This is a genomic window from Massilia sp. UYP34, from assembly GCF_056279385.1.
In genome coordinates this window covers 1-22,409 of record NZ_JBWBRF010000017.1, presented here as the reverse complement: position 1 = coordinate 22,409, position 22,409 = coordinate 1, and the positions used below count along the sequence as shown (strand labels likewise).

Below are 22,409 nucleotides of genomic sequence, written 5' to 3'. Positions count from 1 at the left end.
CGCTCGCGCGGCCCCTTCTCGCCGGTCGCCCGCATGGCGAGCATGTTGCTGAAGAAAGTCGCCGAATCGTGCAGCCACGCTGGGCACGCATTCCACTTGACCTCGAGTGCTCTTGAGGCTGTGTAATACGACCAGCACATGCAAACCGCGGGACCGACCGGTCCCGGTGCAACGTCTCATGCCGGAACAGTGTTCCCAACCATCTGAACGGAGAATGATCATGCCTTATGCACTGCCGCCCCTGCCGTATGCCTACGACGCCCTCGAGCCGCATTTCGATGCGCGCACGATGGAAATCCACCACACCAAGCACCACCAGACCTATATCACCAACGTCAACAACGCCCTGGCCGAGGCCAATGTGGCCGAGGTGCCGGTCGAACAGCTGATCACCAATATCGGCGCCCTGCCGCAGAACATCCAGACCGCGGTGCGCAACAACGGCGGCGGGCACGCCAACCACGCGCTGTTCTGGACCGTGCTGAGCCCGGACGGCGGCCAGCCCTCGGGCAAGCTGGCGCAAGCCATCGACGACGATCTCGGCGGTTACGACCGTTTCAAGGACACCTTCACCAAGGCTGCCCAGACCCGCTTCGGTAGCGGCTGGGCCTGGCTGACCCTGGGCAAGGACGGCAAGCTGCTGATCGAAAGCAGCGCCAACCAGGACAGTCCGCTGATGGGCGAGTTCGCCGGCATGTCGGGCGGCACGCCGATCCTGGGCCTGGACGTGTGGGAGCATGCCTATTACCTGCAATACCAGAACAAGCGTCCGGACTATATCGCGGCCTTCTTCAACATCATCAACTGGGCCGAAGTCGAACGCCGCTATGAAGCGGCGCTGGGCGGCCGGGCCGGCTAAGCGAGCCAGCCAAGCGGGCCGGTTTAGCCGACCGGTTTCTGAACAAAGGGCGCGCCAGTCGGCGCGCCCTTTTTGCATTGAAACCGCCACAAGAATTACAGTTTCACGTTCAGCGACACATACGCGGCGCGCCCGTTGCCCGACGAATACATCGGCTGCGCCTGGCTCGCCGGCCAGAAGAAATTGTCGTACCACGCATATTCATAGCGGCGGTCGGCGATGTTCTTGACCTGCACGTCGAGGCTGACCCGCGGCGTAAACGCATAGCGCACGTTGGCGTCGAACAGCACGAAACCGCCATACTTGCCCAGCTCGTTAGGACCATCGATGAAGTAATCGCCCTGGGCCCGGCCCTGCACGCCCAGATGCCAGCGCGCGGACGGGTGGTAGTCCAGGCCCACATTGCTGATGCGGCGCGGCGTCGAGAATACTTCCTTGCCGGCGAGCGACACCCCGTCGGCGCCGAAGGCGCTCACCACCTCGGCCTTTTGCAGCGAATGCGAGGCCCACAGCGCGAGCTTGTCCGTCATCTTGCCCGACAGTTGCAGGTCGATGCCCTCGCGGCGCGTCTCGCCCAGGCCGACCGTGGTGCCGGTGGCCGGCATGTTCGCCACTTCGCCGGTCGCATCCTGGCGCCAGATCGCCAGGCGCAGGTCGCTCTGCGCGCCGGCTTTCAACTTGATGCCGACTTCCTTGCCGGTATTGATCGAGGCGTCGAACCGCGCCTGCCCCGGCACCAGGTAGGCCGGCCCGACCGAGCCAGTGAGGATCTGGAAGGTGCGCCCCCAGTTGCCGTACACGCTCACGTCCGCCGCGGGGCTGTACACCATGCTGAACTTGGGCTGCCTGATCCACCCGTAGTCCTGCAGGCCGGCCGTCATGCCGGTCGCCGGCGCGCCCGGCAGGGAGCTGCTGCCCGTGAAGCGGTCGACGCGGTAGCCCGGCACGATTTTGAGGGTATCGGTGGCCTTGATGACCGCCTGCAGATAGGCGCCGACGTTGTTGAGCTGGTAGCGGTCGTCGTTCTGGATCGCGGCCGGGGTGCTGAAATCGCTCGGCATCGCATACCGATAGCGCTGGCGCACGTAGCCATTGTCCTGGCGCTCGGTATTGACGCCGCCATCGAACGTCACGCGCTCGGCGACGCGCCAGGTGAGCGTACTCATGAAGCCGACCTGCTGCTCGTCCCACAGGCGGCGCTGGCGCGGGGCGTGGCCGGCCGGGTTGCTGGTGAAGGTGACGCGGCGGTCGTCGTGGTATTCGTTGTAGTACAGCTTGCTGCTCAGGAAGGCATGCGGAGAAATCTGCCAGTCCAGGTGCGCGCTGGCATGGTGCATGTCGCGCCTGGTGACATCGTTGGCGTTCTTGGCCGGCGACTGGCGCCGGTCCCGGGCCAGTTCCGCAGCCGTGAGGAAGCCGGGCTCGTCGGCGTCGTGACGGTAGGTGCGCAGGATCACGCCGCCACTCACGGACTTGTCCTTCGAGGTCAGGAACCACTTGCCGCCGACAGAGTATTTGTCGGAATCGCCGTGCGCGCGGCGGTAGCCGGCGCTTTCCTGTTTGGCCAGAAAATAGTTCTGAGAAAAACCATCGGCTTCGCGCCCGTAGGCCAGTTGGACCTCGCGGGTAGCGAAGCTGCCGGCCGTGAAGCGCCCGTCCAGGTAGTTGCCGCCCTGGCGGGTGCCGAAGTTGATGTTCCCGCCGATATTGTGCAGGCCATAGCGCGGGTCGTTGGTGCCGCGCACCACCTCGATATAGTCGACTTCCAGCGGGAAGATCATGTCGATGAAGCGCTGGTTGCCGCTGTTGACGTTGCTCGGAATGCCGTCGATCAGCACCTTGATGCCGTTGATGTAGCCCTCGCCGTTGAAGGCGCGAAAGCTCGCCTTGCCGGACTCGGCGCCCATGCGGGTCTCGGTGAGCTGGATGCCGGGCAGCTGGCCGACCAGCTCCCAGCTATTGCTCACGTTCTTGTCCTCGATCTTGTCGGCGCCGAGCACGTCGACCGAGGTCAGAACGGCGCTCGAGCGCAGCGCGCCGGCGTCGCGCTGGGCGCTGACGCGCACCTCGCCCATGACGATCGTGGGGTCGGCCGCCTGGACGGCGGGCGCGAGCGAGGACAGGCCCAGCGCCAGGGAAAGAAGCTTTGGTTTCATTATCGGAAGTTAAGGAGCAAGCGGAATGGGATGCCGGTACATCAATCCGATAATGATAACCCATTCTCAATAACAATGACAAGCCCGCGCCTGCTCCTTTAGCGGACGGCGCAGTCACCAACACCGAGCTTGGGGCGCCAGTTCGTACTGGATCACGTGGAAGGCACGGATGAAGCTAATTTCGGTCGGCTCACACTTCACTTCCAATGCTGCCTTGGCGATCTCCAGCCGTATCGGATCGTAAGCAGTCAGTGTTCCCCCAGATCTCCTGATAGACGCCTTCGATGGTACGGCTGCGTGAAGTGGTAATCCCCCCACAAAAAGAGAGCGTTCAGAAGTAGCATTTTCTACTTAAAGCCCGCTCTGAAAATAGGGGGATTACCGAGGTAGTCAGCGCAGCGTTGCATCATCGCGCGCCGCTCCTCCAGGTAACTAGCCCGGTCGTACGCGCTTTCCAGCTTGTCCTTCTGCGCGTGGGCGAGCTGGCGGTCCAGCACCTCGTGCCGGTAGCCCAGCCGCTCCTTCAAGGTGCTCATGGCAAGCGAGCGAAAGCCATGCCCGGTCATGTCGCCCTTGTACCCCATCCGCTCCAGGGCCTTGAGCAAGGCGTTATCGCTCATCGGGCGCTTTGGGTCGCGCATGTTGGGGAACAGCCAGGTGCCGCCGCCGGTGAGCCGGTGCAGCTGCCGCAGCAAGGCCAGGCCCTGCCGCGACAGGCATACATGGTGGTCCGTTTTGTCCGGGTTGATGCGCCGCTTCCCGCGCTTCATGTGACGCCACGGGATGACCCACTCGCCCGTCTCCAGGTCGATCTCTGCCCACGGCGTCTCGATCAGCTCGGAGGTGCGCACGAACACCAGCAGCATCAGGCGCATCGCGACCCGCACAGGCAGCCCCATGCAGGCCTCGTTCGCGTTCAGGGCGCGCAGGAACTCCGGCAGCCCATCCGACCCGATCGCGGCGAAGTGGCCCTTCTCCCTTGGCGCCAGCACCTCGCGCAAGTGCTCAGCGGGGTTGCGCTCCACCAGTCCGCAACGCATCGCGTACCTGAATACCCTTGAACAGTTGCGGCAAGCCGGCTGGCGATCTCGAGTACCCCACGGCGCTCGACCGCACGGATGGCATCGATGACGTCACGCGACCGGATCTCGGTGACGGCCAGCTTCCCGATCTGCGGGAAGACGTCCTGTTCGAAGCGGTGAAGGATATCGCGGGCGGTCTGGGCCTGCCACTGCGCAAGCATTGTCTGGTGCCATTCACGCGCCACTTGCTCGAAAGTGTTTGCAGCCGCCATTCGTGCCTGGCGCGCCTGCTCGTCGCGCACGCGCGCCGGATCGGCACCCGCAGCCAGGAGCTGGCGGGCGCTGTCGCGCCGCTCACGCGCGTCAAGCAGCGATACTGCCGGGAAGGCGCCGAAATGAAGCTTGTTTTCCTTGCCGTTGGGCTGGCGGTACTTCATGCGCCAGTGCTTGCCGCCGACCGGGGTGACCTCGAGGTAGAGGCCCCCACCATCGGCGAGCTTGTAGGGCTTCTCGCGAGGCTTGGCGTTCTTGATCTGCAGCTGGGTCAGCGGCGGTACGCGCTTGGGCATTTTGGGGGCCTCCTGTCCAAGGGGACCCCAACGAGGCCCCCAAACGAGCCCCCAGGAATGCTGGCTCTCGGGGGATGACACTGGACAGTATTAGGCAACAAAAAACCCGCTTTCTCTATGAGATCAGCGGGTTCTTTGATGTCCCTAAACATCTGGGACCTTGATCTGGCGGAGACGGTGGGATTCGAACCCACGATACGGGTATAAGCCGTATGCTTCCTTAGCAGGGAAGTGCCTTCGGCCACTCGGCCACGTCTCCCATCAGAGCCGGCGTTTGCACGTCAGCGCTGAGTGCAGGCATCTTAAGGGCTGGACCTCAATGCGTCAAGAACGCACGCCCAAAAATTTTGAAATTTGTTAACCTTGCTCCAGGCCAAATGCTTTGTGCAGCGCGCGCACGGCCAGTTCCATGTATTTCTCGTCGATCAGGACCGAGATCTTGATTTCCGAGGTCGAGATCATCTGGATGTTGATGCCCTCTTCCGACAAGGTGCGGAACATCTGCGACGCCACGCCGACGTGGCTGCGCATGCCCACGCCCACCGCCGACACCTTCGACACCTTGGCGTCGCCCAGCACCCGGGTTGCGCCCAGCGCCTGCTGCTGGCTCTCCAGCACGCCCATCGCGCGCACGTAGTCATTGCGCGGCACGGTGAAGGTGAAATCGGTCTTGCCGTCCACCGACTGGTTCTGGATGATCATGTCGACTTCGATGTTCGCATCGGCGATCGGGCCCAGGATGTGGTACGCCACGCCCGGCTTGTCCGGCACGCCCAGGACGGTGATCTTTGCTTCGTCGCGATTGAACGCGATGCCGGAGATGACGGCTTGTTCCATATTGCTTTCTTCCTCAAACGAAATCAGGGTGCCGGACTGGGCTTCTTCTTCCAGCGGCATCAGGGGATCGGTCAGCGACGACAGCACGCGCGTCGGCACCTGGTAGTTACCGGCGAACTCGACCGAGCGCGTCTGCAGCACTTTCGAGCCCAGCGAGGCCAGTTCGAGCATTTCTTCGAACGTGATCTTCGACAGGCGGCGCGCCTCGTCCACCACGCGCGGGTCGGTCGTGTAGACGCCGTCGACGTCAGTGTAGATCAGGCATTCCTTGGCCTTCAGCGCGGCGGCAATCGCCACTGCCGACGTATCCGAGCCGCCACGGCCCAGGGTCGAGATATTGCCTTCCTCATCCACGCCCTGGAAACCGGTGATGATGACGATCTTGCCGGCAGCGACGTCGCGCAGCACGCGGCTGTCGTCGATCGACTGGATGCGCGCCTTGGTGAACGACGAGTCGGTGCGAATACCCGCCTGCCAGCCAGTGTAGGACACCGCATCCTTGCCGATGGCCAGCAGCGCCATGGCCAGCAGGCCCACCGACACCTGCTCGCCGGTCGAGGCGATCATGTCCAGTTCACGCGGGTCCGGCTGCGGCATGATTTCCTTGGCCAGACCAATCAGGCGGTTGGTCTCGCCCGACATCGCGGACGGAACCACGACGATTTGGTGACCTGCGTCATGCCACTTGGCCACCCGGGCCGCGACATTCTTGATACGGTCCGTCGATCCCATCGACGTGCCGCCATATTTGTGGACAATTAAAGCCATATCAGGAAGGGTTCCAGCTTGTGTAAAGAGAAAAGAAGACTCTTAATGTAGCATGCTGCAACGCGGCATCACAAGGCTTGGCGACCGAAAAAGCTATATGGAAAGAAAATAACCTAATGCGTTTTCGGAATACACTTGCCTATACAATCTAGCCGAGGATCACTTCCCAGCGCAGGCCGATCAATTCCCGGCCAGTCACCGACCAGTGCCGGCAATCCATGCCGATGCCCGCCGCGAACAGCAGGTCGCGGTCGCGGCTCACCGTCGGCAGCCGCTCGCGCTCCCACGCCGGCACGCCCAGCGCCTGGTAGTGCGCCTTCAGGCTGCGCGACGGCCGGTTGGCCGCGGGTTTCAGGCGCTCGCCGCCCTTGCGAAAGTCGATGGTCAGGGTCTGCGCGCGCAGCCAGGCCGCGTCGAACCCCTGCTCCGCGCGCGCGAAGTGCAGCACGCCGCCGTAGTCCGGGAAGGCGATCGACGCCTCGCCCTGCCAGCGGAACGCCTGCCCTTCCCGGTCGAGCACGCCGACATCGTCCGGGTCGCGCATGCCGGCCAATTCCGGCAGGTGCGGCGTGAGGTAGAGCTTGCCGCGGTGGCGGCGGATATGGCAGCCCGGATGCGTGACCTTCAATTGCGCATCCTCGCGCGCCGAGAACAGCTGCGCCACCATCTCGTTGAGCCACGCGGTCGACGGCATCGCCAGGCCACGCACCGTGAACAGGTGGCGCATGAAATTGTCGATGCGCTCGGCGCTCAGCGCGGCCAGATAAGCCAGATCGATGGCGTCGCCGTCCTGGCAGGCCGCCAGATCGGCGGCCGCCAGCTCGTCGAGCAGGCGCTGGGCCGCGGCCACGTGGGCCGCGCCGCGCGCCAGGCGCGCCTGAAAGCCGGGGAAGTTCGCCGCCAGCGCCGGCATCACCTGGTGGCGCAGCGCATTGCGGGTGTAGCGCGGGTCCTGGTTCGATTCGTCCTCGACCCAGGCCAGCGCATGCGCGCGCGCAAACGCCTCCAGCGCCGCGCGCGGCTGCGTCAGCAGCGGCCGCGCCAGCGCCAGCTCGGCGCCGCCCAGCAGGCCCGGCGCGAGATTGTCCGCGTCCATGCCCGACAGCCCGGCGGCGCCCGAGCCGCGCAGCAATTGCAGCAGCACGGTCTCGGCCTGGTCGTCCAGGTGGTGGGCGGTGAGCAGCAGCTGGACGTCATGCGCGCGGCACATCTCGCCCAGTGCGGCGTAGCGCAGCTTGCGCGCCGCGGCCTCGACGCCGGAGCCGTCACGGGGGATCGTCACGCGCCGATGGTCGAAGCCGACGCCGAGCGAGGCCGCGCTGCGCTCGCAGTGCGCGCGCCAGTCGTCGGCATGCGGACTCAGTCCGTGATGCACGTGGAAGGCATGCAGCCGCACGCCCTGCTGCGCGCACCAGTCGTGCGCCAGCCGCAGCAAGACCATCGAATCGAGGCCGCCGCTGCAGGCAACTGCCATGGAGTGGGGGGAGTACTTGGCGCGCAGGCCAGGCATGGCCTGCGCGAACGTTGCCGGGACCAGCCCGGCCGGGTCGGCCCCGCGTTTGGAACGGCTCAGAGGATCACTCCTCGCGCGGCAGCGTTTCCTTGAACTTGCCATAGCTCATCAGCTTCGCGTGACGCGCTTCCAGCAGGTCCTTCGGTTTCATGCCCTGGAACTGGCGCAGCGAATCGGCCAGTGCGCGCTTGAGCATTTGCGCCATCTGCGCCGGATCGCGGTGGGCGCCGCCCAGCGGCTCGCTGACGATCTTGTCGATCAGGCCCATCGCCTTCAGGCGGTGCGCGGTCAGGCCCAGGGCGTCGGCAGCGTCAGACGCGCGCTCCGAGGTCTTCCACAGGATCGAGGCGCAGCCTTCGGGCGAAATCACCGAGTAGGTCGAGTACTGCAGCATCAGCACCGCATCGCCGACGGCGATCGCCAGCGCGCCGCCCGAACCGCCCTCGCCGATGATGGTGGCGATCAGCGGCACCTTCAGTTCGGCCATCACATACAGGTTGTGGCCGATGGCTTCCGACTGGCCGCGCTCTTCGGCGTCGATGCCGGGGAAGGCGCCGGGCGTATCGACGAAGGTGAAGATCGGCAGGCCGAATTTTTCCGCCAGCTTCATCAGGCGCATCGCCTTGCGGTAGCCTTCGGGCTTCGGCATGCCGAAGTTGCGCATCGCGCGCTCCTTGGTGTCGCGCCCTTTTTGGTGGCCGATCACCATGCAGGGCTGGCCGTTGAAGCGGGCCAGGCCGCCGATGATCGACTGGTCGTCGGCGAAGGTGCGGTCGCCGTGCAGTTCATGGAAATCGGTGAAGATCGCGTTCACATAGTCCATCGTGTAAGGACGCTGCGGGTGACGCGCGATCTGCGACACTTGCCACGGAGTCAGCTTGGCATAGATGTCCTTGGTGAGCTGCTGGCTCTTCTTGTCCAGGCGATCGATCTCTTCGGAGATGTCGACAGCGGAATCGTCTTGTACGAAACGCAGCTCTTCAATCTTGGAATCGAGCTCGGCAATCGGCTGCTCAAAATTGAGGAAAGTTGTTTTAGTCATTGTACCTCCGGGGTAATGTCTTGGCCGCGCTCCGTGACGCGCGGCCGATCAGGGCGCTATTCTACCGTAAGCCGACAGCGTATCGAATGCCTGAATTGCTCAGTTATCGGGCGACGCCGTGGATGAAACCGGGTCCAGGCTGCGCCACAAATACCATGTAGCCACCGTGCGCCAGGGTTCCCAGTTGGCGGCGACCTCGCGCGCATCGCTGCGCGAGACTGGCTCACCCGAGAAATAGTTTTGGCTGATGCCCTGGATCAGGCCGGGGTCGTCCAGCGGCAGGACGTTCGGCCGCAGCAGATTAAATATCAAAAACATCTCGGCTGTCCAGCGCGTGATGCCGCGGATCTGGACCAGCTCGGCGATGACGGCTTCGTCGTCCATTTCGGACCACAGGTCGGCATGCACCCGCCTGGCCTTGAAATGGTCGGCCAGGTCGAGGATGTATTCGGTCTTGCGCTTGGACAGGCCGCAGCCCGACAGCTGCACGGCGCCCAGCTTGATCACCTGGCTCGGCGCCAGTTTGGGGCAGACGGCAAGCAATTTGCCCCAGGCCAGGTCGGCCGCCTTCGGGGTCACCTGCTGGCCGACGATCGACCGCGCCAGCGTGATGAACGGGTCGGGCTGGCCGCGCAGGTGCAGGTCGCCGAACTGGGGGATCAGCTTGTTCATGATGCGGTCGCGCTGCATCAGTTCGCGCTTGGCCTCGGCCCAGTAGATCGGCACCGCCAGCGCATCCTGCGCCGGCAGCGCCGACGACTCCACGCTGGCGCCTGCGGCGGCGCCGCCGGCCTTGTCCTTGTTCGCTGCCATTATGCGCGGCGCCAGGTCGTTCCGTCGGCCTTGTCTTCCAGGACGATGCCGGCTGCCGTGAGTTCCTTGCGGATCGCGTCGGCCTGGGCGAAGTCGCGTGCGGCCTTGGCGGTCGCGCGGCGTGCGATCGCGTCCAGGATCGCCGCTTCGTCGAGCCCGCCGCTGCCCGGCGTGCCGGCCTGCAGGAAGGCTTGCGGCGCGCGTTCGAGCAGGCCCAGCACGCCGGCCAGCGCCTTCAGCTGGCGTGCAGCCTGCACCGACTTGCTGCGGTTGACTTCGCTCGCCAGGTCGAACAGTTCGGCCACCGCCAGCGGGGTATTGAAATCGTCGTCCATCGCGTCGCGGAAGCGCTTCGCGTGCGGCTCGTCCCAGTTCACGGCCGGCTCGCCATCGCCCAGGTCGACGTCGGCAAGCGCGGTGTACAGGCGCGTGAGCGCGCCCCTGGCGTCGTCGATGTGCACGTCCGAGTAATTCAGCGGGCTGCGGTAATGGGCGCGCAGGATGAAGAAGCGCACCACTTCGGCATCGTACTTGGCGAGGACTTCGCGGATGGTGAAGAAGTTGCCCAGCGACTTGGACATCTTTTCGTTATCCACGCGCACGAAACCGTTATGGATCCAGTAATTGACCATCGGGCCGCCGAAGGCGCCCTCGGATTGCGCGATCTCGTTCTCGTGGTGCGGGAACTGCAGGTCGGCGCCGCCGCCGTGGATGTCGAAGTGTTCGCCGAGCGTGGCGCACGACATGGCCGAGCACTCGATGTGCCAGCCCGGACGGCCGCGGCCCCACTGCGAATCCCATTTGGCCTCAGCCGGTTCGGATTCCTTGGCGGCCTTCCACAGCACGAAGTCGAGCGGGTCGCGCTTGGCCGTCTTGACGTCGACGCGCTCGCCGGCGCGCAGGTCGTCGAGCGACTTGCCGGACAGCTTGCCGTAGCCTTCGAAGCCACGCACGGCGTAGTTGACGTCGCCGTCTTCGGTTTGATAGGCCAGGCCCTTTTGCTCGAGCTTCTCGATGATCGAGAGCATGTGCGGCACGTATTCGGTGGCGCGCGGCACCACGGTCGGCGGCAGGATGCCGAGCGCGGCCGTGTCTTCGTCCATGTATTTCTCGAAGCGCTTCGTCAGCGCGCCGATAGTCTCGCCATTCTCGACCGCGCGCTTGATGATCTTGTCGTCGATATCGGTGATGTTGCGCACGTAGTTGACGTCGTAGCCGGACGCCATCAGCCAGCGGTACACGACATCGAAAGCCATCATCATCCGCGCGTGGCCGACGTGGCAGTAATCGTAGATGGTCATGCCGCACACATACATGCCGACCTTGCCGGCGACCCTGGGAACGAATACCTGCTTGTCACGCGCGAGCGTGTTGTAAATCTTGAGTTGGCTCATTAAATTCCGATTCGGAAGAGGAGCGCCGGGCGCGGCGCAGGCCGCAACCTACGGCGCAGCGACAGCCATGCTGGTGCGCCCTGGACAGGTGCGGCGCCGGGTTCGCCTGACTCCTCGGTGTTGTTCTTATTTGATAGAATGGGTCGTTGCTCTGCGCACGCCTTTTCGTCAACGCGTCTTCGTGGAGTATAGCATTGATAAAATCCCGGCTGGCCGCCTACGGTCCAGCTTTATTTTTAGGGAAAACCCTTGACAGCGCCTTGCGCGAGGTCCATCAGAGGAAGCCAGATGTCGCCATCGATCACCCGCCGTTCCCTGCTTGCCCGCATGACGGGCGCCAGCGCCCTGCTCGCCTGCGGCCTGCTGTTGTCAAGCGCCGCGCCGGCCCAGGAAACCGCCGCGCCGGTGGCAGCGCCCGAGGCCGCCGACGCCCCGGCCATGGTCGGCCCGCAGTACGCGATCAAGACCACGATGGGCGAGATCGTCGTCCAGCTCGACCAGGAAAAAGCCCCCAGGACCGTCGCCAATTTCGCCGCCTACGCCAAGTCGGGCTTTTACAATGGCACGATCTTCCACCGCGTGATCGACGGCTTCATGATCCAGGCCGGCGGCATGAACGAGAAGTTCGAGGGCAGAAAAACCCTCAAACCCGTGAAGAACGAATCGAGCAACGGCCTGTCGAACCAGCCCTATACCATCGCCATGGCGCGCGAAGACAATCCCGACAGCGCGACCTCGCAGTGGTTCATCAATGTCGCCGACAATTCCGGCATCGACCATCCCTTCGTCAAGGGCTCGGGCTATACCGTGTTCGGCAAGGTCGTGAAGGGCCGGGAGGTGGTCGACAAGATCAAGGGCGTGGTCGTCGACGACGTGCGCGGCATGCAGAACGTGCCGGTCGTGCCGATCAAGATTACGAACGTCACCCTGCTTCAGCGCGACAAGCTAGTAAAATAACGGTTTTGCCGCAGTTGCCGCAGTTGCAACACCGGGCAAACAACCACCCACAGAACAGGACAAGCCATGACGACCATTCTCATCACCACCAACCAGGGCAACATCACCGCCGAGCTGGACGCCGAAAAGGCACCGAAGACCGTTGCCAACTTCCTGGACTACGTCAACAAGGGCCACTTCGCCAACACCATCTTCCACCGCGTGATCAAGGACTTCATGATCCAGGGCGGCGGCTTCGAGCCGGGCATGAAGCAAAAGCCGACCGAAGCGACCGTCGAGAACGAAGCCAAGAACGGCCTGAAGAACGACAAGTACACGCTGGCCATGGCCCGCACCTCGGCGCCGCACTCGGCATCGGCCCAGTTCTTCATCAACACCAAGAACAATGCCTTCCTCGACTACCCGGGCCAGGACGGCTGGGGCTACGCCGTGTTCGGCAAAGTGACCGAAGGCCAGGACGTGGTCGACGCGATCAACGGCGTCAAGACCAGCCGCACCGGCATGCACTCGGACGTGCCGGTCGACGCGGTCATCATCGAAAAGATCGAAGTGCTGTAATGCGCGGCGCGCACTGGCACCCGTCGCTCCAATGACGCGTACTCGGCGCCCGTTCGCGCTGTTCATCTCCGACCTGCACCTGCAGGTCTCGCATCCGCGCACGCTGGAAGCCTTCCTGGCCTTCCTGAGCGAGCGCGCGGTGCAGGCCGAGCGGCTCTACCTGCTCGGCGACATCTTCGAATACTGGGCCGGCGACGACGACCTCGCCGACCCGTTCAACGCACGCATCGTCGCCGCGATCCGCGCGGTGGCCGACGCCGGCACCGCCGTCTACTGGATGGCCGGCAACCGCGATTTTCTGGTCGGCGACGCCTTCGCCCAGGCCGCCGGCCTGAAACTGCTGCAAGACCCGCACCTGATCGAGGCCGGCGCGCGCCGCGTGGCCCTGCTGCACGGCGACGCCCAGTGCACGCTCGACACCCAGTACATGGCGTTTCGCGCCCAGGTGCGCCAAAGCGCCTGGCAGGCCCATTTCCTCGGCATGCCGCTGACCCAGCGCAAGGCCATCATCGCCGGCCTGCGCCAGGGCTCGCGCGAAGCCCACACCGGGAAATCGTACGAGAGCGTGGACGTCACGCCGGACGCGATCGACGCCGTGTTCCTCGAGACCGGGGCCGACGTCATCATCCATGGCCATACCCACCGTCCCGCCGTGCACGAACACCGGCATGAACGCACGACGCGCCTGCGCTACGTGCTGCCCGATTGGGAACTCGACGCCGAGCCGCCGCGCGGCGGCTGGTGCGCGCTGCATGCCGACGGCAGCATCGAGCGCCACGACCTGACCGAACTCAGGCTTTTCCAGGGGGCTTAAAGCCTGCGCACCACCAGTTCATCCCACCCGGACTGCGGATCCGGCGCGCGGCTGAAACGGTAGTCCGGCAGCAGCGCCAGCAGGATCTCGGCCGTGGTGCGCACCGTGCAGCCCGGCGCCACATGCCCGCCGATCACCTTCCCCTGCGCGTCCGATACCGTCATGTGCAGGTGCACGCCATCCGGCGCGATGGAGCCCGACAAGGTCAGGATTTCCAGGTCGCCGCGCAGCAGCCCCGCCTCGCCCGCGCCCGCATAACGGATCCGTGCCTCGCTCAGGCTGCCGATGCCCGACAGCACGAAGGCAGCGCCCACGCCGTGTTCTGACAGTATTGCGGCGAGCGCCTCGCGCAGGTCTTGACGCGGGCGCAGGCGGATGGGCAGGAGTTGCATGAGGTGGTCGCTGCGCGATGGCCGTGGGGATGGGCGATTGTAGCAAGCCGCGCCTGACTTTTCGCTGCAGGCCCTCGCGCTCATGCGGTGCGCATGATGTGCGCATGAGGTGCGGTATACGTCTTTACATTTTCAACCTTGGTGTTATAGTTAACTACAACACCACTTCAATACCTCACCAGGGAGGCAATATGAGTACCACACTACTACGCACCGGGAGGGAGGCCATTGATGAGCGCCGACTGGAACGATAGCACCCCGATCTACCGCCAGCTCAAGGAGCGGGTGGTCGGCATGATGCTCGACGGCGTATTGAAAGCCGGCGACGCCCTGCCCTCGGTGCGCTCGATCGCCGCCGAGTATCAACTGAACCCGATAACAGTGTCGAAGGCATACCAGGAACTCGTCGACGAGCGCCTGGTGGAAAAACGAAGGGGAATTGGCATGTACGTCACCGAGGGAGCAAGCGAAAAGCTGCTGGCAAGCGAACGCGAACGTTTCATCCGCGAAGAGTGGCCGGCCATGGTCGAGCGCATCCGCCGCCTGGGGCTCGATGTCGAACAACTGCTGCGCGACAGCGGCGATGCGCAGGGAGGTGCGGCATGAACACCGTTCAAGACGCGCTCCACGACACGCCCCCGCACTCGGCCTCGGGCGCCGTCCTGTCCGCACGCGGGTTGACCAAGCGCTACGGCAAGCAGGTGGCCGTCGACGGCATCGACTTCGAGATCCCGGCCGGGCGCATCGTCGGCCTGATCGGCCCCAATGGTTCGGGCAAGACCACCACGCTCAAGGCGGCGCTGGGCCTGATCCCGTTCGAGGGCGAACTGTCGGTGCTGGGCCTGGATCCGCGCACCCGGCGCGACGACCTGATGAAGGACGTGTGCTTCATCGCCGACGTCGCCATCCTGCCGCGCTGGCTGCGGGTCAAGGACGCGGTCGACTTCGTCGAGGGCGTGCATCCGCGCTTTAACCGCAGCAAGGCCGAGCGCTACATCGCCAACACCAGGCTGACGCCGGGCATGAAGGTCAAGCAAATGTCGAAGGGCATGGTCGTGCAACTGCACCTGGCGCTGGTGATGGCGATCGACGCCCGCCTGCTGGTGCTGGACGAGCCGACGCTCGGGCTCGACATCCTGTATCGCAAGCAGTTCTACCAGCACCTGCTCGAAGACTACTTTGACGAACAAAAAACCATCGTCATCACCACCCATCAGGTGGAAGAAGTCGAGCACATCCTGACCGACCTGCTGTTCATCCGCGACGGGAAAATCGCGCTCGCGGCCTCGATGGAAGAGATCGGCCGGCGCTATGTCGAGGTGATGGTGCCCAACAAAAAAGCCGCCGCGGCGCGCGCCCTGCAGCCGCTCGACCAGCGCGCCATGTTCGGCAAGTCGGTGATGCTGTTCGATACCGAGCGCGCCGGCGGCCTGTCGCGCAGCCAGCTCGAAGCCCTGGGCGAAGTCCGCCACCCGAGCGTGGCCGACCTGTTCGTCGCCACCATGAAAGGAAGCTACGCATGAACACGATGAAATGGCTGATCCGGCGCGAGCTGTGGGAACACAAGGGCGCGTTCCTGTATGCGCCGCTGGCGGTGGCGGCGGCGCTGGTGCTGCTGCTCGGCGGCGGCTTCCTGTACGCGCTGGCCACCACCGGCGCCTTCCACCTCCAGGTCGATGGCCGGCCGATGATCACGATCGACGGCTTTCCGCCGGAAATGCATGCCAGGGCGGCGGCGGTCGCGGCCTCGAGCTACCTGGCGATCACGGCGCCGCTGTTCCTGGTGCTGCCGGTGGTGGTGTTCTTCTACTGCCTGGCGGCCCTGCACGACGAACGGCGCGACCGCAGCATCCTGTTCTGGAAGTCGCTGCCGATATCGGACCGCGAGACCGTGCTGTCGAAGGTCGCGGTCGCGCTGGTGCTGGCGCCGCTCCTGACGGTGGCGATTGGCCTGGCCACGTCCCTCGTGCTGCTGGTGCTCGGCCTGCTGGCCAGCGCCATCAAGGGCGTCAACCTGATCGCCCCGGTGCTGGCCAATGCGAACTTCTACCTGTCGCCGCTCTACCTGCTGGGCTTCGTGCCGCTGTACATCCTGTGGGCGCTGCCGACCGTCGGCTGGCTGCTGCTGGTGTCGAGCTGGGCCCGCTCCAAGGTGTTCCTGTGGGCGGTGGGCGTGCCTTTGGTGGCGCTGGCCCTGCTGGCCTGGTTCGATTTCCTGGTCGGCCGTTTCTCGGGCCTGAGCCTGAACGTCAAGTGGTTCGGCGAAGAAGTGGTGGCGCGCATCCTCGGCGGCCTGATGCCGGGCATCTGGTTCGGCGAGGTCCACGGCGCGGCCCTGGCCACCCAGAGCGCCGGGATCGACGGGCCGATGCTGCTGCGCCTGTCCTACGGCACGCTGGCCTCGCCCGCGGTGTGGATCGCCGCCGCCGCCGGTTGCGCGATGATCTACGGCGCGATCCGCCTGCGCCGCTGGCGCGACGAGGGTTGACTACCGTGCGCGCCCTGCTCCCCATCACGGGCGCGATGCGGAAGTGCGCGAGCATGCGGCGATCGTAGCTCGAGCTCGAGCCCGAGCCCGACCCCGCGGCGGCGCTTACTGGAACTGCTGGCGAAACGCCTCGAACTGCGCCTTGAGATCAATCATCTCGCCGCGCAGCGACGCGACTTCTTCTTCGAGCTGGGCAATGCGGCCGCCCTGGGTCTGGCCGCTGGACGCCGACGCGGTCTGCTCGCTGCCGGCCACGATGGTGATCTCGCCGCCCAGCAGCTGGCCGTAGCGCGATTCCTTGGTGCCCGGCGCGCGGTCCAGCTTGACCACCAGCGGCGGGTATTTGTCGATCAGGAACTGCAGCGCCGTCTCGACGTCCTGCACGGTCCTGAACTCGTGCAGGCGGCCGCTGCGGGTGCGGATTTCGCCGGCGGTCTGCAGGCCGCGCAGCATCAGGATCGTGAGCACGGCCAGCTTGTCCTGTTCCAGCGTCCACTTGATGCGCATGCGGTGCTCGTACTTGACCACGCGGGCGCCGGCCTGCGAGATGGCATTGACCAGCTTGCGTTCGGCGAGGCGCTGCAGGGTGTCGAGGACGATGTCGTCCGACAGCTGCATCACCGGGTCGCGGCTCGACAATTGATTGCATCCGTTTACGATCGCGTTGAGCGACATCGGATAGTTATCGGGGGTCAGCGCTTCTTTCTCGGCCAGCACGGCCAGCACGCGCAGCTCTACCGGGTCGAGCACGGCCGCGGCGTCGCTGCCGCCAGTCGCTTCGTTCGTCATGCGATTCCTTAATCTGCTTAATCTACTTAATCTACCAAGCGGTTCAGTTGCTCCGAGTCGAGTTTATCACCCTCCGGCACCCGCGGGCAGCACAGGCCGGCCGCGCGCATGGCCTCGGTGAGGCGCTCGATCTGCTCGTCCTGGCGCGCCGCGTGGTCGATCAGGCCGCGCAGGGCTTTCGACAGCGGGTCGTCGCCGTTGGGCGTGACGCCATAGGCGGCGAACAGGCGCGCGCTGCGCGACTGGTCTTCTTTCCGGATGATATGGGCCGGATTGCCGACCGCGGTGGCGCCGGCCGGAACCGGCTTGACCACCACCGCGTTGGAACCGATCTTGGCGTATTCGCCGACCGTGAAGGCGCCCAGCACCTGGGCGCCGGCGCCGACGATCACGCCGCGCTCGAGCGTCGGATGGCGCTTGGTGCCGGCCACCAGCGTGGTGCCGCCCAGCGTGACGCCCTGGTAGATGGTGCAGTCGTCGCCGATCACGGCGGTCTCGCCGATCACCACGCCGAAACCGTGATCGATGAAGACCCGGCGGCCGATCGCGGCGCCGGGATGGATCTCGATGCCGGTGAGGATGCGCGCCAGGTACGAGATGAAGCGGCCGAGCCACTTCAGCCCCATGCGCCAGCAGGCGTGGGCCCAGCGGTGGGCGACGATGGCGTGCAGGCCCGGATAGCAGGTCAGCACCTCCCAGCCGTTGCGGGCCGCGGGATCGCGCTCGATGATGTTGCGAATTTCTTCGCGCAGTCGTGAGAAAAACATGGTGACGCTTCGGATGGAACGGCTGTCATGGTAGCCGATCCGGAGATGGAATGCTTGCGGGGGGAATGAATGCGGAGGAAACCGGCCTGGAGGCGACGCCAGGCCGTGACTGCTCGAGCGAAAAATCAGCCTTCGCGCGCGATGCGCTGGCGACGCGCCTCGTACAGGCAGACGCCCGAGGCGACCGACACGTTCAGGCTCTCGACCGAGCCGAACATCGGGATGTTGACCAGCACGTCGCAGGTCTCGCGCGTCAGGCGCCGCATGCCCTCGCCTTCCGAACCCATGACCAGGGCGGCCGGGCCGGTGAAGTCGGCCTCGTACAGGCCGCGTTCGGCGTCGTCCGAGGTGCCGATCAGGAGGATGTCGCGTTCCTTCAGCTCGCGCATGGTGCGCGCCAGGTTGGTCACGGAGATGTAGGGCACCGTCTCGGCCGCGCCGCTGGCGACCTTGGCGGCGGTGGCGTTCAGGCCGACCGCGCGGTCCTTCGGCACGATCACCGCGTGCGCGCCGACGCCGTCGGCCACGCGCAGGCAGGCGCCCAGGTTGTGCGGATCGGTGATGCCGTCCAGGATCAGCAGCAGCGGCGGACCCTCGATCGCGTCGAGCAGCTCGTCCAGGTTGCGCGCCAGCGCCAGCTGGCTGGCGAAGGCGATCACGCCCTGGTGGCGGCGGGTGCCGGTGATCTTGTCGAGGCGCGCGGCGTCGACCGGCATCACGCGGACACCGGCCGCCTTGGCATTGGCGATCAGGTCCTTCATGCGGCCGTCGTTGCGCTCGGCATCGACAAAGATCTCTTCCACCGACTGCGCCTCGTGACGCAGGCGCGAAGTCACGGCGTGGAAGCCGAAAATCATTTTATTTTTCATTTGCTACTTCTCAATCGCTTTCAGGTGCTTTTTTCTTGCTGGTTTTGGATGCTGCTTTCGGTGCGGCCTTGGCTGCAGTTTTCGTTGCAGTTTTAGCTGCAGTCTTCGTTGCAGTCTTCGTTGCAGTCTTCGTGGCTGTCTTGGCTGCGGCCTTCTTCGCAGGCGCCTTGGCTGCGGCCTTCTTCGCAGGCGCCTTGGCTGCGGCCTTCTTCGCAGGCGCCTTGGCTGGCTTCGGCGCTTCCGGCTCGGCGACCGCCTTGGCGGCTGCCTTGCGCGGTGCAGCCGCTTTCTTCGCTGTCGGCTTGACCGGCGCCGCCTCGACGGCCTCGGTCACCGGCGCGGCCTTGGCGGCTGCTTTCCTGGCTTTGACCGGTGCAACCACCGGTGCAGCCTCGACGACTGGCTCGGCAGCGGCCTTCGCGGCGCGCGGCTTGCGCGCCGGTGGCGCTGCGATCACGGGCGCCTCGACCGGCTTCGGCGCAACCGGCGCGGGCGCTGGCGCCGGCGCAGGATCCGCCTTCGGCACTGGCGCCGGAACGGTATCCGCCTTCGGCACAGGCGCCGGCGCTGCAGCCGCTGCATTCGCACGCTCGTCCGCCCTGGCCCTCGCCCGCGCCTTGCGCGATTTCGGCGCCTTGGTCGGCACTTCCATCGCTTCCTGGGCTACCTGGCGAGCGCGTTCGAGCGGCGTCGCTGGCACTGGCGCTTCGAGCATGCTCGGCGCGTCCGGCTTCGGTCCCCGGTTACGGCCGCCACGCGAGCGCTTGCCGCCGTTACGACCTTCCTTGCGGCCTTCGTTGCGGCCTTCGTTGCGCTCTTCATTGCGGCCCTGCCTGTTGCGGCCCGCACCCTCGCGCGCTTCGAGCGCGACCGGCGCCGACGCCAGGGTCAGGTCGATCTTGCGCGATTCGAGGTCGACCCGCGCTACCCGCACGGTGACCCGGTCGGTCAGCTGGTAGCGCTGGCCGGTGCGCTCGCCGCGCAGCTCATGGCGCGCTTCGTCGTACTGGAAGTAATCGGCGCCCAGCTCGGTGATGTGCACCAAACCCTCGACGAACAGCTCGTCGAGCTGCACGAAGATGCCGAAGGTGGTGACGCCGGCGACCGTGCCGGTGAACTCTTCGCCGATCTTGTCCTGCATGAAGAAGCACTTGAGCCAGTTTTCGACGTCGCGCGAGGCTTCGTCGGCACGGCGCTCGTTGGCCGAACAGTGCACGCCGAGCGCGTCCCAGACCGTCAGGTCCTTTTCGCTCTTCTGCGGCTTGCCTTCGGCCTTGTCCTTGGCGGCCTGCTTGCGCGCCGAGTTCGACTGCGTCGTGTTCAGCTTGCCAAGCTCGATGCCCTTCGGCTCGTAGCGCTTGCCCTGCAGGAGCGCCTTGATGGCCCGGTGGGTCAGCAAATCGGGGTAGCGCCGAATTGGGCTGGTGAAGTGGGCATAGGCCTCATAGGCCAGGCCAAAGTGGCCGACGTTGTCCGGGCTGTAGACCGCCTGCTGCATCGAGCGCAGCAGCATGGTCTGCAGCAGCGTCGCGTCGGGACGCTCGCGGATTTCCTGCATCACCGCGGCATAGTCGCGCGCGCTCGGCTTGTTGCCGCCGCCCAGGTTCAGTCCCACCTGCTTGAGGAAGGTACGCAGCTGGTTCAGCTTTTCCTCGGTCGGCACGGCGTGCACGCGGAACGTGCCCGGGTGTTTGTGGCGCAGCAGGAAGTCGGCGGCGCACACGTTGGCGGCCAGCATGCACTCCTCGATCAGGCGGTGCGCGTCGTTGCGGGTGCGTGGGATGATCTTCTCGATCTTGCCCAGCGGATTGCAAACGATATAGGTTTCGGTGGTTTCGAAATCGATCGCACCGCGCTCCTGGCGCGCCTTGAGCAGCGCGCGGAACACCCCGTTCAGGTTCTGCAGGTGCGGGACGATCGCCGGACGCTTCTGCGCTTCCTCGCCGTCGGTGCTGGCCAGGATGTCGGCCACCTGGTTATAGGTCAGGCGCGCCGCCGAGTGCATCACGGCCGGGTAGAACTGGTAAGCCGTGACTTCGCCGTCCTCGGTGACGACCATGTCGCACACCAGGGTGCAGCGGTCCACCTGCGGGTTCAGCGAACACAGGCCGTTGGACAGCTTCTCGGGCAGCATCGGAATCACGCGGCGCGGGAAGTACACCGAGGTGCTGCGCTCGATGGCGTCCACGTCGAGCGCGTCGTTCGGCTTGACGTAGTGGCTGACGTCGGCGATCGCGACCAGCAGGCGGTAGCCTTTCACGCCATCGATCTTGACCGGCTCGCAATAGACCGCGTCGTCGAAGTCGCGCGCATCCTCGCCATCGATGGTCACCAGCGGCACGTCGCGCAGGTCGACGCGGTCCGCCAGGTCGGCGTTCACGACTTCGTTCGGCAGGCGCGCGGCCTGCTTGAGCGCCGGCGGCGAGAACACGTGCGGCACGCCGAACTTGCGCACGGCAATCTCGATTTCCATGCCCGGATCGTCCAGTTCGCCGAGCACTTCGACGATGCGGCCGGTCGGCTTCTGGAAGCGGCCCGGCTGCTCGATCAGCTCGACGCTGACCACTTGCCCGGCGCGCGCCTTGCCCGGCGAACCGGATACCAGGACGTCCTGGGCGATGCGTTGGTCTTCGGGCGAGACGATCCATACGCCGCCCTCATTGAGCAAGCGCCCGATGAGGTGGGTATTGGCGCGCTGGACCACTTCGACGATCGCGCCTTCTGGACGACCGCGGCGATCGGTGCCGGTCACGCGCACCATCACGCGGTCGCCGTGCAGCACTTTCTGCATCTCGCGGTCGGACAGGAACAGGTCGGGACCTGGCTCGTCCGGAATCACGAATCCAAAGCCGTCCCGATGCGCGGCGACCTTGCCCGCCACAAAGGCGGAATGGTCGGCCAGCATATAGGCGCCGCCCCGATCGGAGCGGATCTGGCCGTCACGCTCCATGGCGTTCAGGCGGCGGCCCAGGACTTCCTGGGCGGCGGGCTTGACCTCGAGGGCACGTGCCAGGCCGGCCGCATCGAGCGGATCGGTGGCGTCACGGAAGACTGCGAGGATTTCCTCGCGGCTTGGAATGGTATGGGTAGGTTGCTTCAAATCGGTTCTTTTTTCTCTTGGCCAGTAATAGCGCCGCTCATGAATAAAAGGCGGCGTCATGCTTGATTGACACCTTGACAGGCGTAGTGTAACGGAGGTCCATCCGATTCGCCTAACGCGGCGTGCTGCGAGTGCTGCGCGACGTTTGGCGGTTGCCCCGATCAGAACTTCGTCGTGGGTCTTTGACTATTGAAAATCATCCGCTATAATCTCGCTCTCTTCAGCAACGGCGGCAACGACGAAGCGAAGAATGCGGCAGTGGCAAGCGGTGCCTTTTGCGTGACGATCTGGAAATGTTGATCTAGCGGAAAATGACAAAGCCTGCTATTGTAGCAGAGTTGATTTGCAGTGCCCACGTGGCGGAATTGGTAGACGCGCATGGTTCAGGTCCATGTGCCGCGAGGTGTGGGGGTTCGAGTCCCTCCGTGGGCACCAGTAGGGTTGGCGGGTTTCCCGCCGACGCGGAAGTAAAAGCAGTGTCGGCAGTTCAGGCAGTACAGAAAACGCCCACGTGGCGGAATTGGTAGACGCGCATGGTTCAGGTCCATGTGCCGCGAGGTGTGGGGGTTCGAGTCCCTCCGTGGGCACCAACGTTTTCTGGTTGTGAGGTTGTTTCAGTGCCCACGTGGCGGAATTGGTAGACGCGCATGGTTCAGGTCCATGTGCCGCGAGGTGTGGGGGTTCGAGTCCCTCCGTGGGCAC

Annotated in this window: 19 protein-coding genes, 4 tRNA genes and 2 pseudogenes; 10 read left to right on the top strand and 15 right to left on the bottom strand. The window is 65.1% G+C overall.

Annotated elements, in window-relative coordinates:
• The first annotated feature begins 220 nt into the window (after positions 1-220).
• Positions 221-859: a superoxide dismutase gene (locus ACZ9AQ_RS19900; protein ID WP_429204990.1), complete on the top strand. Its 639-nt coding sequence runs from the start codon at positions 221-223 to the stop codon at positions 857-859.
• A gap of 95 nt (positions 860-954) precedes the next feature.
• Here the strand turns inward: ACZ9AQ_RS19900 and ACZ9AQ_RS19895 are convergent, their stop codons facing one another.
• The 10 genes and pseudogenes from ACZ9AQ_RS19895 to cysS form a co-directional block, all read right to left on the bottom strand.
• The gene (locus ACZ9AQ_RS19895; protein ID WP_429204992.1) at positions 955-3,015 is read right to left on the bottom strand and encodes a TonB-dependent receptor; all 2,061 of its coding nucleotides are present in this window, start codon (positions 3,013-3,015) and stop codon (positions 955-957) included.
• A gap of 138 nt (positions 3,016-3,153) precedes the next feature.
• Positions 3,154-3,322 (bottom strand): annotated as a pseudogene (locus ACZ9AQ_RS19890) (IS4 family transposase); the annotation flags it as partial.
• Between the two features lie 40 nt (positions 3,323-3,362).
• On the bottom strand, positions 3,363-4,040 hold the full coding sequence (locus ACZ9AQ_RS19885; RefSeq protein WP_429204993.1) for a tyrosine-type recombinase/integrase: 678 nt from the start codon (positions 4,038-4,040) through the stop codon (positions 3,363-3,365).
• Positions 3,932-4,606: a tyrosine-type recombinase/integrase gene (locus ACZ9AQ_RS19880; RefSeq protein ID WP_429204994.1), complete on the bottom strand. Its 675-nt coding sequence runs from the start codon at positions 4,604-4,606 to the stop codon at positions 3,932-3,934. The genes ACZ9AQ_RS19885 and ACZ9AQ_RS19880 overlap by 109 nt, the downstream gene beginning before the upstream one ends.
• 166 nt (positions 4,607-4,772) lie before the next feature.
• A tRNA-Ser gene (locus ACZ9AQ_RS19875) sits at positions 4,773-4,865 on the bottom strand.
• Between the two features lie 98 nt (positions 4,866-4,963).
• Positions 4,964-6,211 (bottom strand): aspartate kinase, encoded by a 1,248-nt coding sequence (locus ACZ9AQ_RS19870; protein WP_429204996.1) that lies wholly within the window; start codon positions 6,209-6,211, stop codon positions 4,964-4,966.
• A gap of 148 nt (positions 6,212-6,359) precedes the next feature.
• Positions 6,360-7,721, bottom strand: a complete 1,362-nt coding sequence (gene tilS, locus ACZ9AQ_RS19865) for a tRNA lysidine(34) synthetase TilS (protein WP_476108326.1) — start codon at positions 7,719-7,721, stop codon at positions 6,360-6,362.
• Positions 7,722-7,788: 67 nt separating this feature from the next.
• Positions 7,789-8,766 carry an acetyl-CoA carboxylase carboxyltransferase subunit alpha gene (locus ACZ9AQ_RS19860; RefSeq protein WP_429205000.1) on the bottom strand — a complete coding sequence of 326 codons (978 nt, stop codon included), beginning with the start codon at positions 8,764-8,766 and terminating at the stop codon, positions 7,789-7,791.
• A 99-nt stretch (positions 8,767-8,865) separates the two neighbouring features.
• Positions 8,866-9,579, bottom strand: a complete 714-nt coding sequence (locus ACZ9AQ_RS19855; protein WP_429205002.1) for a DNA-3-methyladenine glycosylase family protein — start codon at positions 9,577-9,579, stop codon at positions 8,866-8,868.
• Positions 9,579-10,973: a cysteine--tRNA ligase gene (gene cysS / locus ACZ9AQ_RS19850; RefSeq protein WP_429205005.1), complete on the bottom strand. Its 1,395-nt coding sequence runs from the start codon at positions 10,971-10,973 to the stop codon at positions 9,579-9,581. Before cysS ends, ACZ9AQ_RS19855 begins: the two co-directional genes overlap by 1 nt.
• Positions 10,974-11,261: 288 nt before the next feature.
• Between cysS and ACZ9AQ_RS19845 the strand changes: the two genes are divergently transcribed.
• From ACZ9AQ_RS19845 to ACZ9AQ_RS19835, 3 genes are all read left to right on the top strand, one after another.
• The gene (locus ACZ9AQ_RS19845; protein ID WP_429205007.1) at positions 11,262-11,930 is read left to right on the top strand and encodes a peptidylprolyl isomerase; all 669 of its coding nucleotides are present in this window, start codon (positions 11,262-11,264) and stop codon (positions 11,928-11,930) included.
• Between the two features lie 66 nt (positions 11,931-11,996).
• Positions 11,997-12,488 carry a peptidylprolyl isomerase gene (locus ACZ9AQ_RS19840; protein WP_429205008.1) on the top strand — a complete coding sequence of 164 codons (492 nt, stop codon included), beginning with the start codon at positions 11,997-11,999 and terminating at the stop codon, positions 12,486-12,488.
• A 31-nt stretch (positions 12,489-12,519) separates the two neighbouring features.
• Positions 12,520-13,302, top strand: coding sequence for a UDP-2,3-diacylglucosamine diphosphatase (locus ACZ9AQ_RS19835; protein WP_429205010.1), 783 nt, complete (start codon positions 12,520-12,522; stop codon positions 13,300-13,302).
• On the opposite strand, the gene ACZ9AQ_RS19830 is transcribed toward ACZ9AQ_RS19835, so the two are convergent.
• Positions 13,299-13,694, bottom strand: coding sequence for a PPC domain-containing DNA-binding protein (locus ACZ9AQ_RS19830; protein ID WP_429205012.1), 396 nt, complete (start codon positions 13,692-13,694; stop codon positions 13,299-13,301). The two genes, ACZ9AQ_RS19835 and ACZ9AQ_RS19830, sit on opposite strands and share 4 nt — an antisense overlap.
• Before the next feature lie 231 nt (positions 13,695-13,925).
• Between ACZ9AQ_RS19830 and ACZ9AQ_RS19825 the strand changes: the two genes are divergently transcribed.
• Genes ACZ9AQ_RS19825 through ACZ9AQ_RS19815 form a run of 3 tightly spaced genes read left to right on the top strand, consistent with a single transcriptional unit; the run spans position 13,926 to position 16,182 of the window.
• On the top strand, positions 13,926-14,300 hold the full coding sequence (locus ACZ9AQ_RS19825; RefSeq protein WP_429205014.1) for a GntR family transcriptional regulator: 375 nt from the start codon (positions 13,926-13,928) through the stop codon (positions 14,298-14,300).
• A complete protein-coding gene (locus tag ACZ9AQ_RS19820; RefSeq protein ID WP_429205016.1) occupies positions 14,297-15,217 on the top strand; it encodes an ABC transporter ATP-binding protein in 921 nt (306 codons plus the stop codon). The genes ACZ9AQ_RS19825 and ACZ9AQ_RS19820 overlap by 4 nt, the downstream gene beginning before the upstream one ends.
• Positions 15,214-16,182 (top strand): hypothetical protein, encoded by a 969-nt coding sequence (locus ACZ9AQ_RS19815; protein WP_429205018.1) that lies wholly within the window; start codon positions 15,214-15,216, stop codon positions 16,180-16,182. The genes ACZ9AQ_RS19820 and ACZ9AQ_RS19815 overlap by 4 nt, the downstream gene beginning before the upstream one ends.
• A 105-nt stretch (positions 16,183-16,287) precedes the next feature.
• Here ACZ9AQ_RS19815 and ACZ9AQ_RS19810 read toward each other — a convergent pair whose 3' ends face one another.
• The 4 genes and pseudogenes from ACZ9AQ_RS19810 to rnr all read right to left on the bottom strand — a co-directional run.
• On the bottom strand, positions 16,288-16,971 hold the full coding sequence (locus tag ACZ9AQ_RS19810; RefSeq protein WP_429205020.1) for a YceH family protein: 684 nt from the start codon (positions 16,969-16,971) through the stop codon (positions 16,288-16,290).
• Between the two features lie 26 nt (positions 16,972-16,997).
• Positions 16,998-17,738, bottom strand: coding sequence for a serine O-acetyltransferase (cysE, locus tag ACZ9AQ_RS19805; RefSeq protein ID WP_429205022.1), 741 nt, complete (start codon positions 17,736-17,738; stop codon positions 16,998-17,000).
• Between the two features lie 125 nt (positions 17,739-17,863).
• Entirely contained in the window at positions 17,864-18,607 is a 744-nt protein-coding gene (rlmB, locus tag ACZ9AQ_RS19800; RefSeq protein ID WP_429205024.1) for a 23S rRNA (guanosine(2251)-2'-O)-methyltransferase RlmB, read from the bottom strand.
• Positions 18,608-19,481: 874 nt separating this feature from the next.
• Positions 19,482-21,707, bottom strand: a pseudogene (rnr, locus tag ACZ9AQ_RS19795) (ribonuclease R); the annotation flags it as partial.
• Between the two features lie 350 nt (positions 21,708-22,057).
• Here rnr and ACZ9AQ_RS19790 point away from each other — a divergent pair.
• The 3 genes from ACZ9AQ_RS19790 to ACZ9AQ_RS19780 all read left to right on the top strand — a co-directional run bounded on the left by ACZ9AQ_RS19790 (position 22,058) and on the right by ACZ9AQ_RS19780 (position 22,408).
• Positions 22,058-22,142 (top strand) — tRNA-Leu (locus tag ACZ9AQ_RS19790).
• A gap of 70 nt (positions 22,143-22,212) precedes the next feature.
• Positions 22,213-22,297 (top strand) — tRNA-Leu (locus ACZ9AQ_RS19785).
• A gap of 29 nt (positions 22,298-22,326) precedes the next feature.
• Positions 22,327-22,408 (top strand) — tRNA-Leu (locus ACZ9AQ_RS19780).
• The last annotated feature ends 1 nt before the right edge of the window (position 22,409 follow it).

Coding starts and splice junctions, on each gene's coding strand:
- ACZ9AQ_RS19900 (WP_429204990.1), top strand. CDS start 221: ATGCCTTATGCACTGCCGCCCCTGCCGTATGCCTACGACGCCCTCGAG.
- ACZ9AQ_RS19895 (WP_429204992.1), bottom strand. CDS start 3,015: ATGAAACCAAAGCTTCTTTCCCTGGCGCTGGGCCTGTCCTCGCTCGCG.
- ACZ9AQ_RS19880 (WP_429204994.1), bottom strand. CDS start 4,606: ATGCCCAAGCGCGTACCGCCGCTGACCCAGCTGCAGATCAAGAACGCC.
- ACZ9AQ_RS19870 (WP_429204996.1), bottom strand. CDS start 6,211: ATGGCTTTAATTGTCCACAAATATGGCGGCACGTCGATGGGATCGACG.
- tilS (WP_476108326.1), bottom strand. CDS start 7,721: ATGCCTGGCCTGCGCGCCAAGTACTCCCCCCACTCCATGGCAGTTGCC.
- ACZ9AQ_RS19860 (WP_429205000.1), bottom strand. CDS start 8,766: ATGACTAAAACAACTTTCCTCAATTTTGAGCAGCCGATTGCCGAGCTC.
- ACZ9AQ_RS19855 (WP_429205002.1), bottom strand. CDS start 9,579: ATGGCAGCGAACAAGGACAAGGCCGGCGGCGCCGCCGCAGGCGCCAGC.
- cysS (WP_429205005.1), bottom strand. CDS start 10,973: ATGAGCCAACTCAAGATTTACAACACGCTCGCGCGTGACAAGCAGGTA.
- ACZ9AQ_RS19845 (WP_429205007.1), top strand. CDS start 11,262: ATGTCGCCATCGATCACCCGCCGTTCCCTGCTTGCCCGCATGACGGGC.
- ACZ9AQ_RS19840 (WP_429205008.1), top strand. CDS start 11,997: ATGACGACCATTCTCATCACCACCAACCAGGGCAACATCACCGCCGAG.
- ACZ9AQ_RS19835 (WP_429205010.1), top strand. CDS start 12,520: ATGACGCGTACTCGGCGCCCGTTCGCGCTGTTCATCTCCGACCTGCAC.
- ACZ9AQ_RS19830 (WP_429205012.1), bottom strand. CDS start 13,694: ATGCAACTCCTGCCCATCCGCCTGCGCCCGCGTCAAGACCTGCGCGAG.
- ACZ9AQ_RS19825 (WP_429205014.1), top strand. CDS start 13,926: ATGAGCGCCGACTGGAACGATAGCACCCCGATCTACCGCCAGCTCAAG.
- ACZ9AQ_RS19820 (WP_429205016.1), top strand. CDS start 14,297: ATGAACACCGTTCAAGACGCGCTCCACGACACGCCCCCGCACTCGGCC.
- ACZ9AQ_RS19815 (WP_429205018.1), top strand. CDS start 15,214: ATGAACACGATGAAATGGCTGATCCGGCGCGAGCTGTGGGAACACAAG.
- ACZ9AQ_RS19810 (WP_429205020.1), bottom strand. CDS start 16,971: ATGACGAACGAAGCGACTGGCGGCAGCGACGCCGCGGCCGTGCTCGAC.
- cysE (WP_429205022.1), bottom strand. CDS start 17,738: ATGTTTTTCTCACGACTGCGCGAAGAAATTCGCAACATCATCGAGCGC.
- rlmB (WP_429205024.1), bottom strand. CDS start 18,607: ATGAAAAATAAAATGATTTTCGGCTTCCACGCCGTGACTTCGCGCCTG.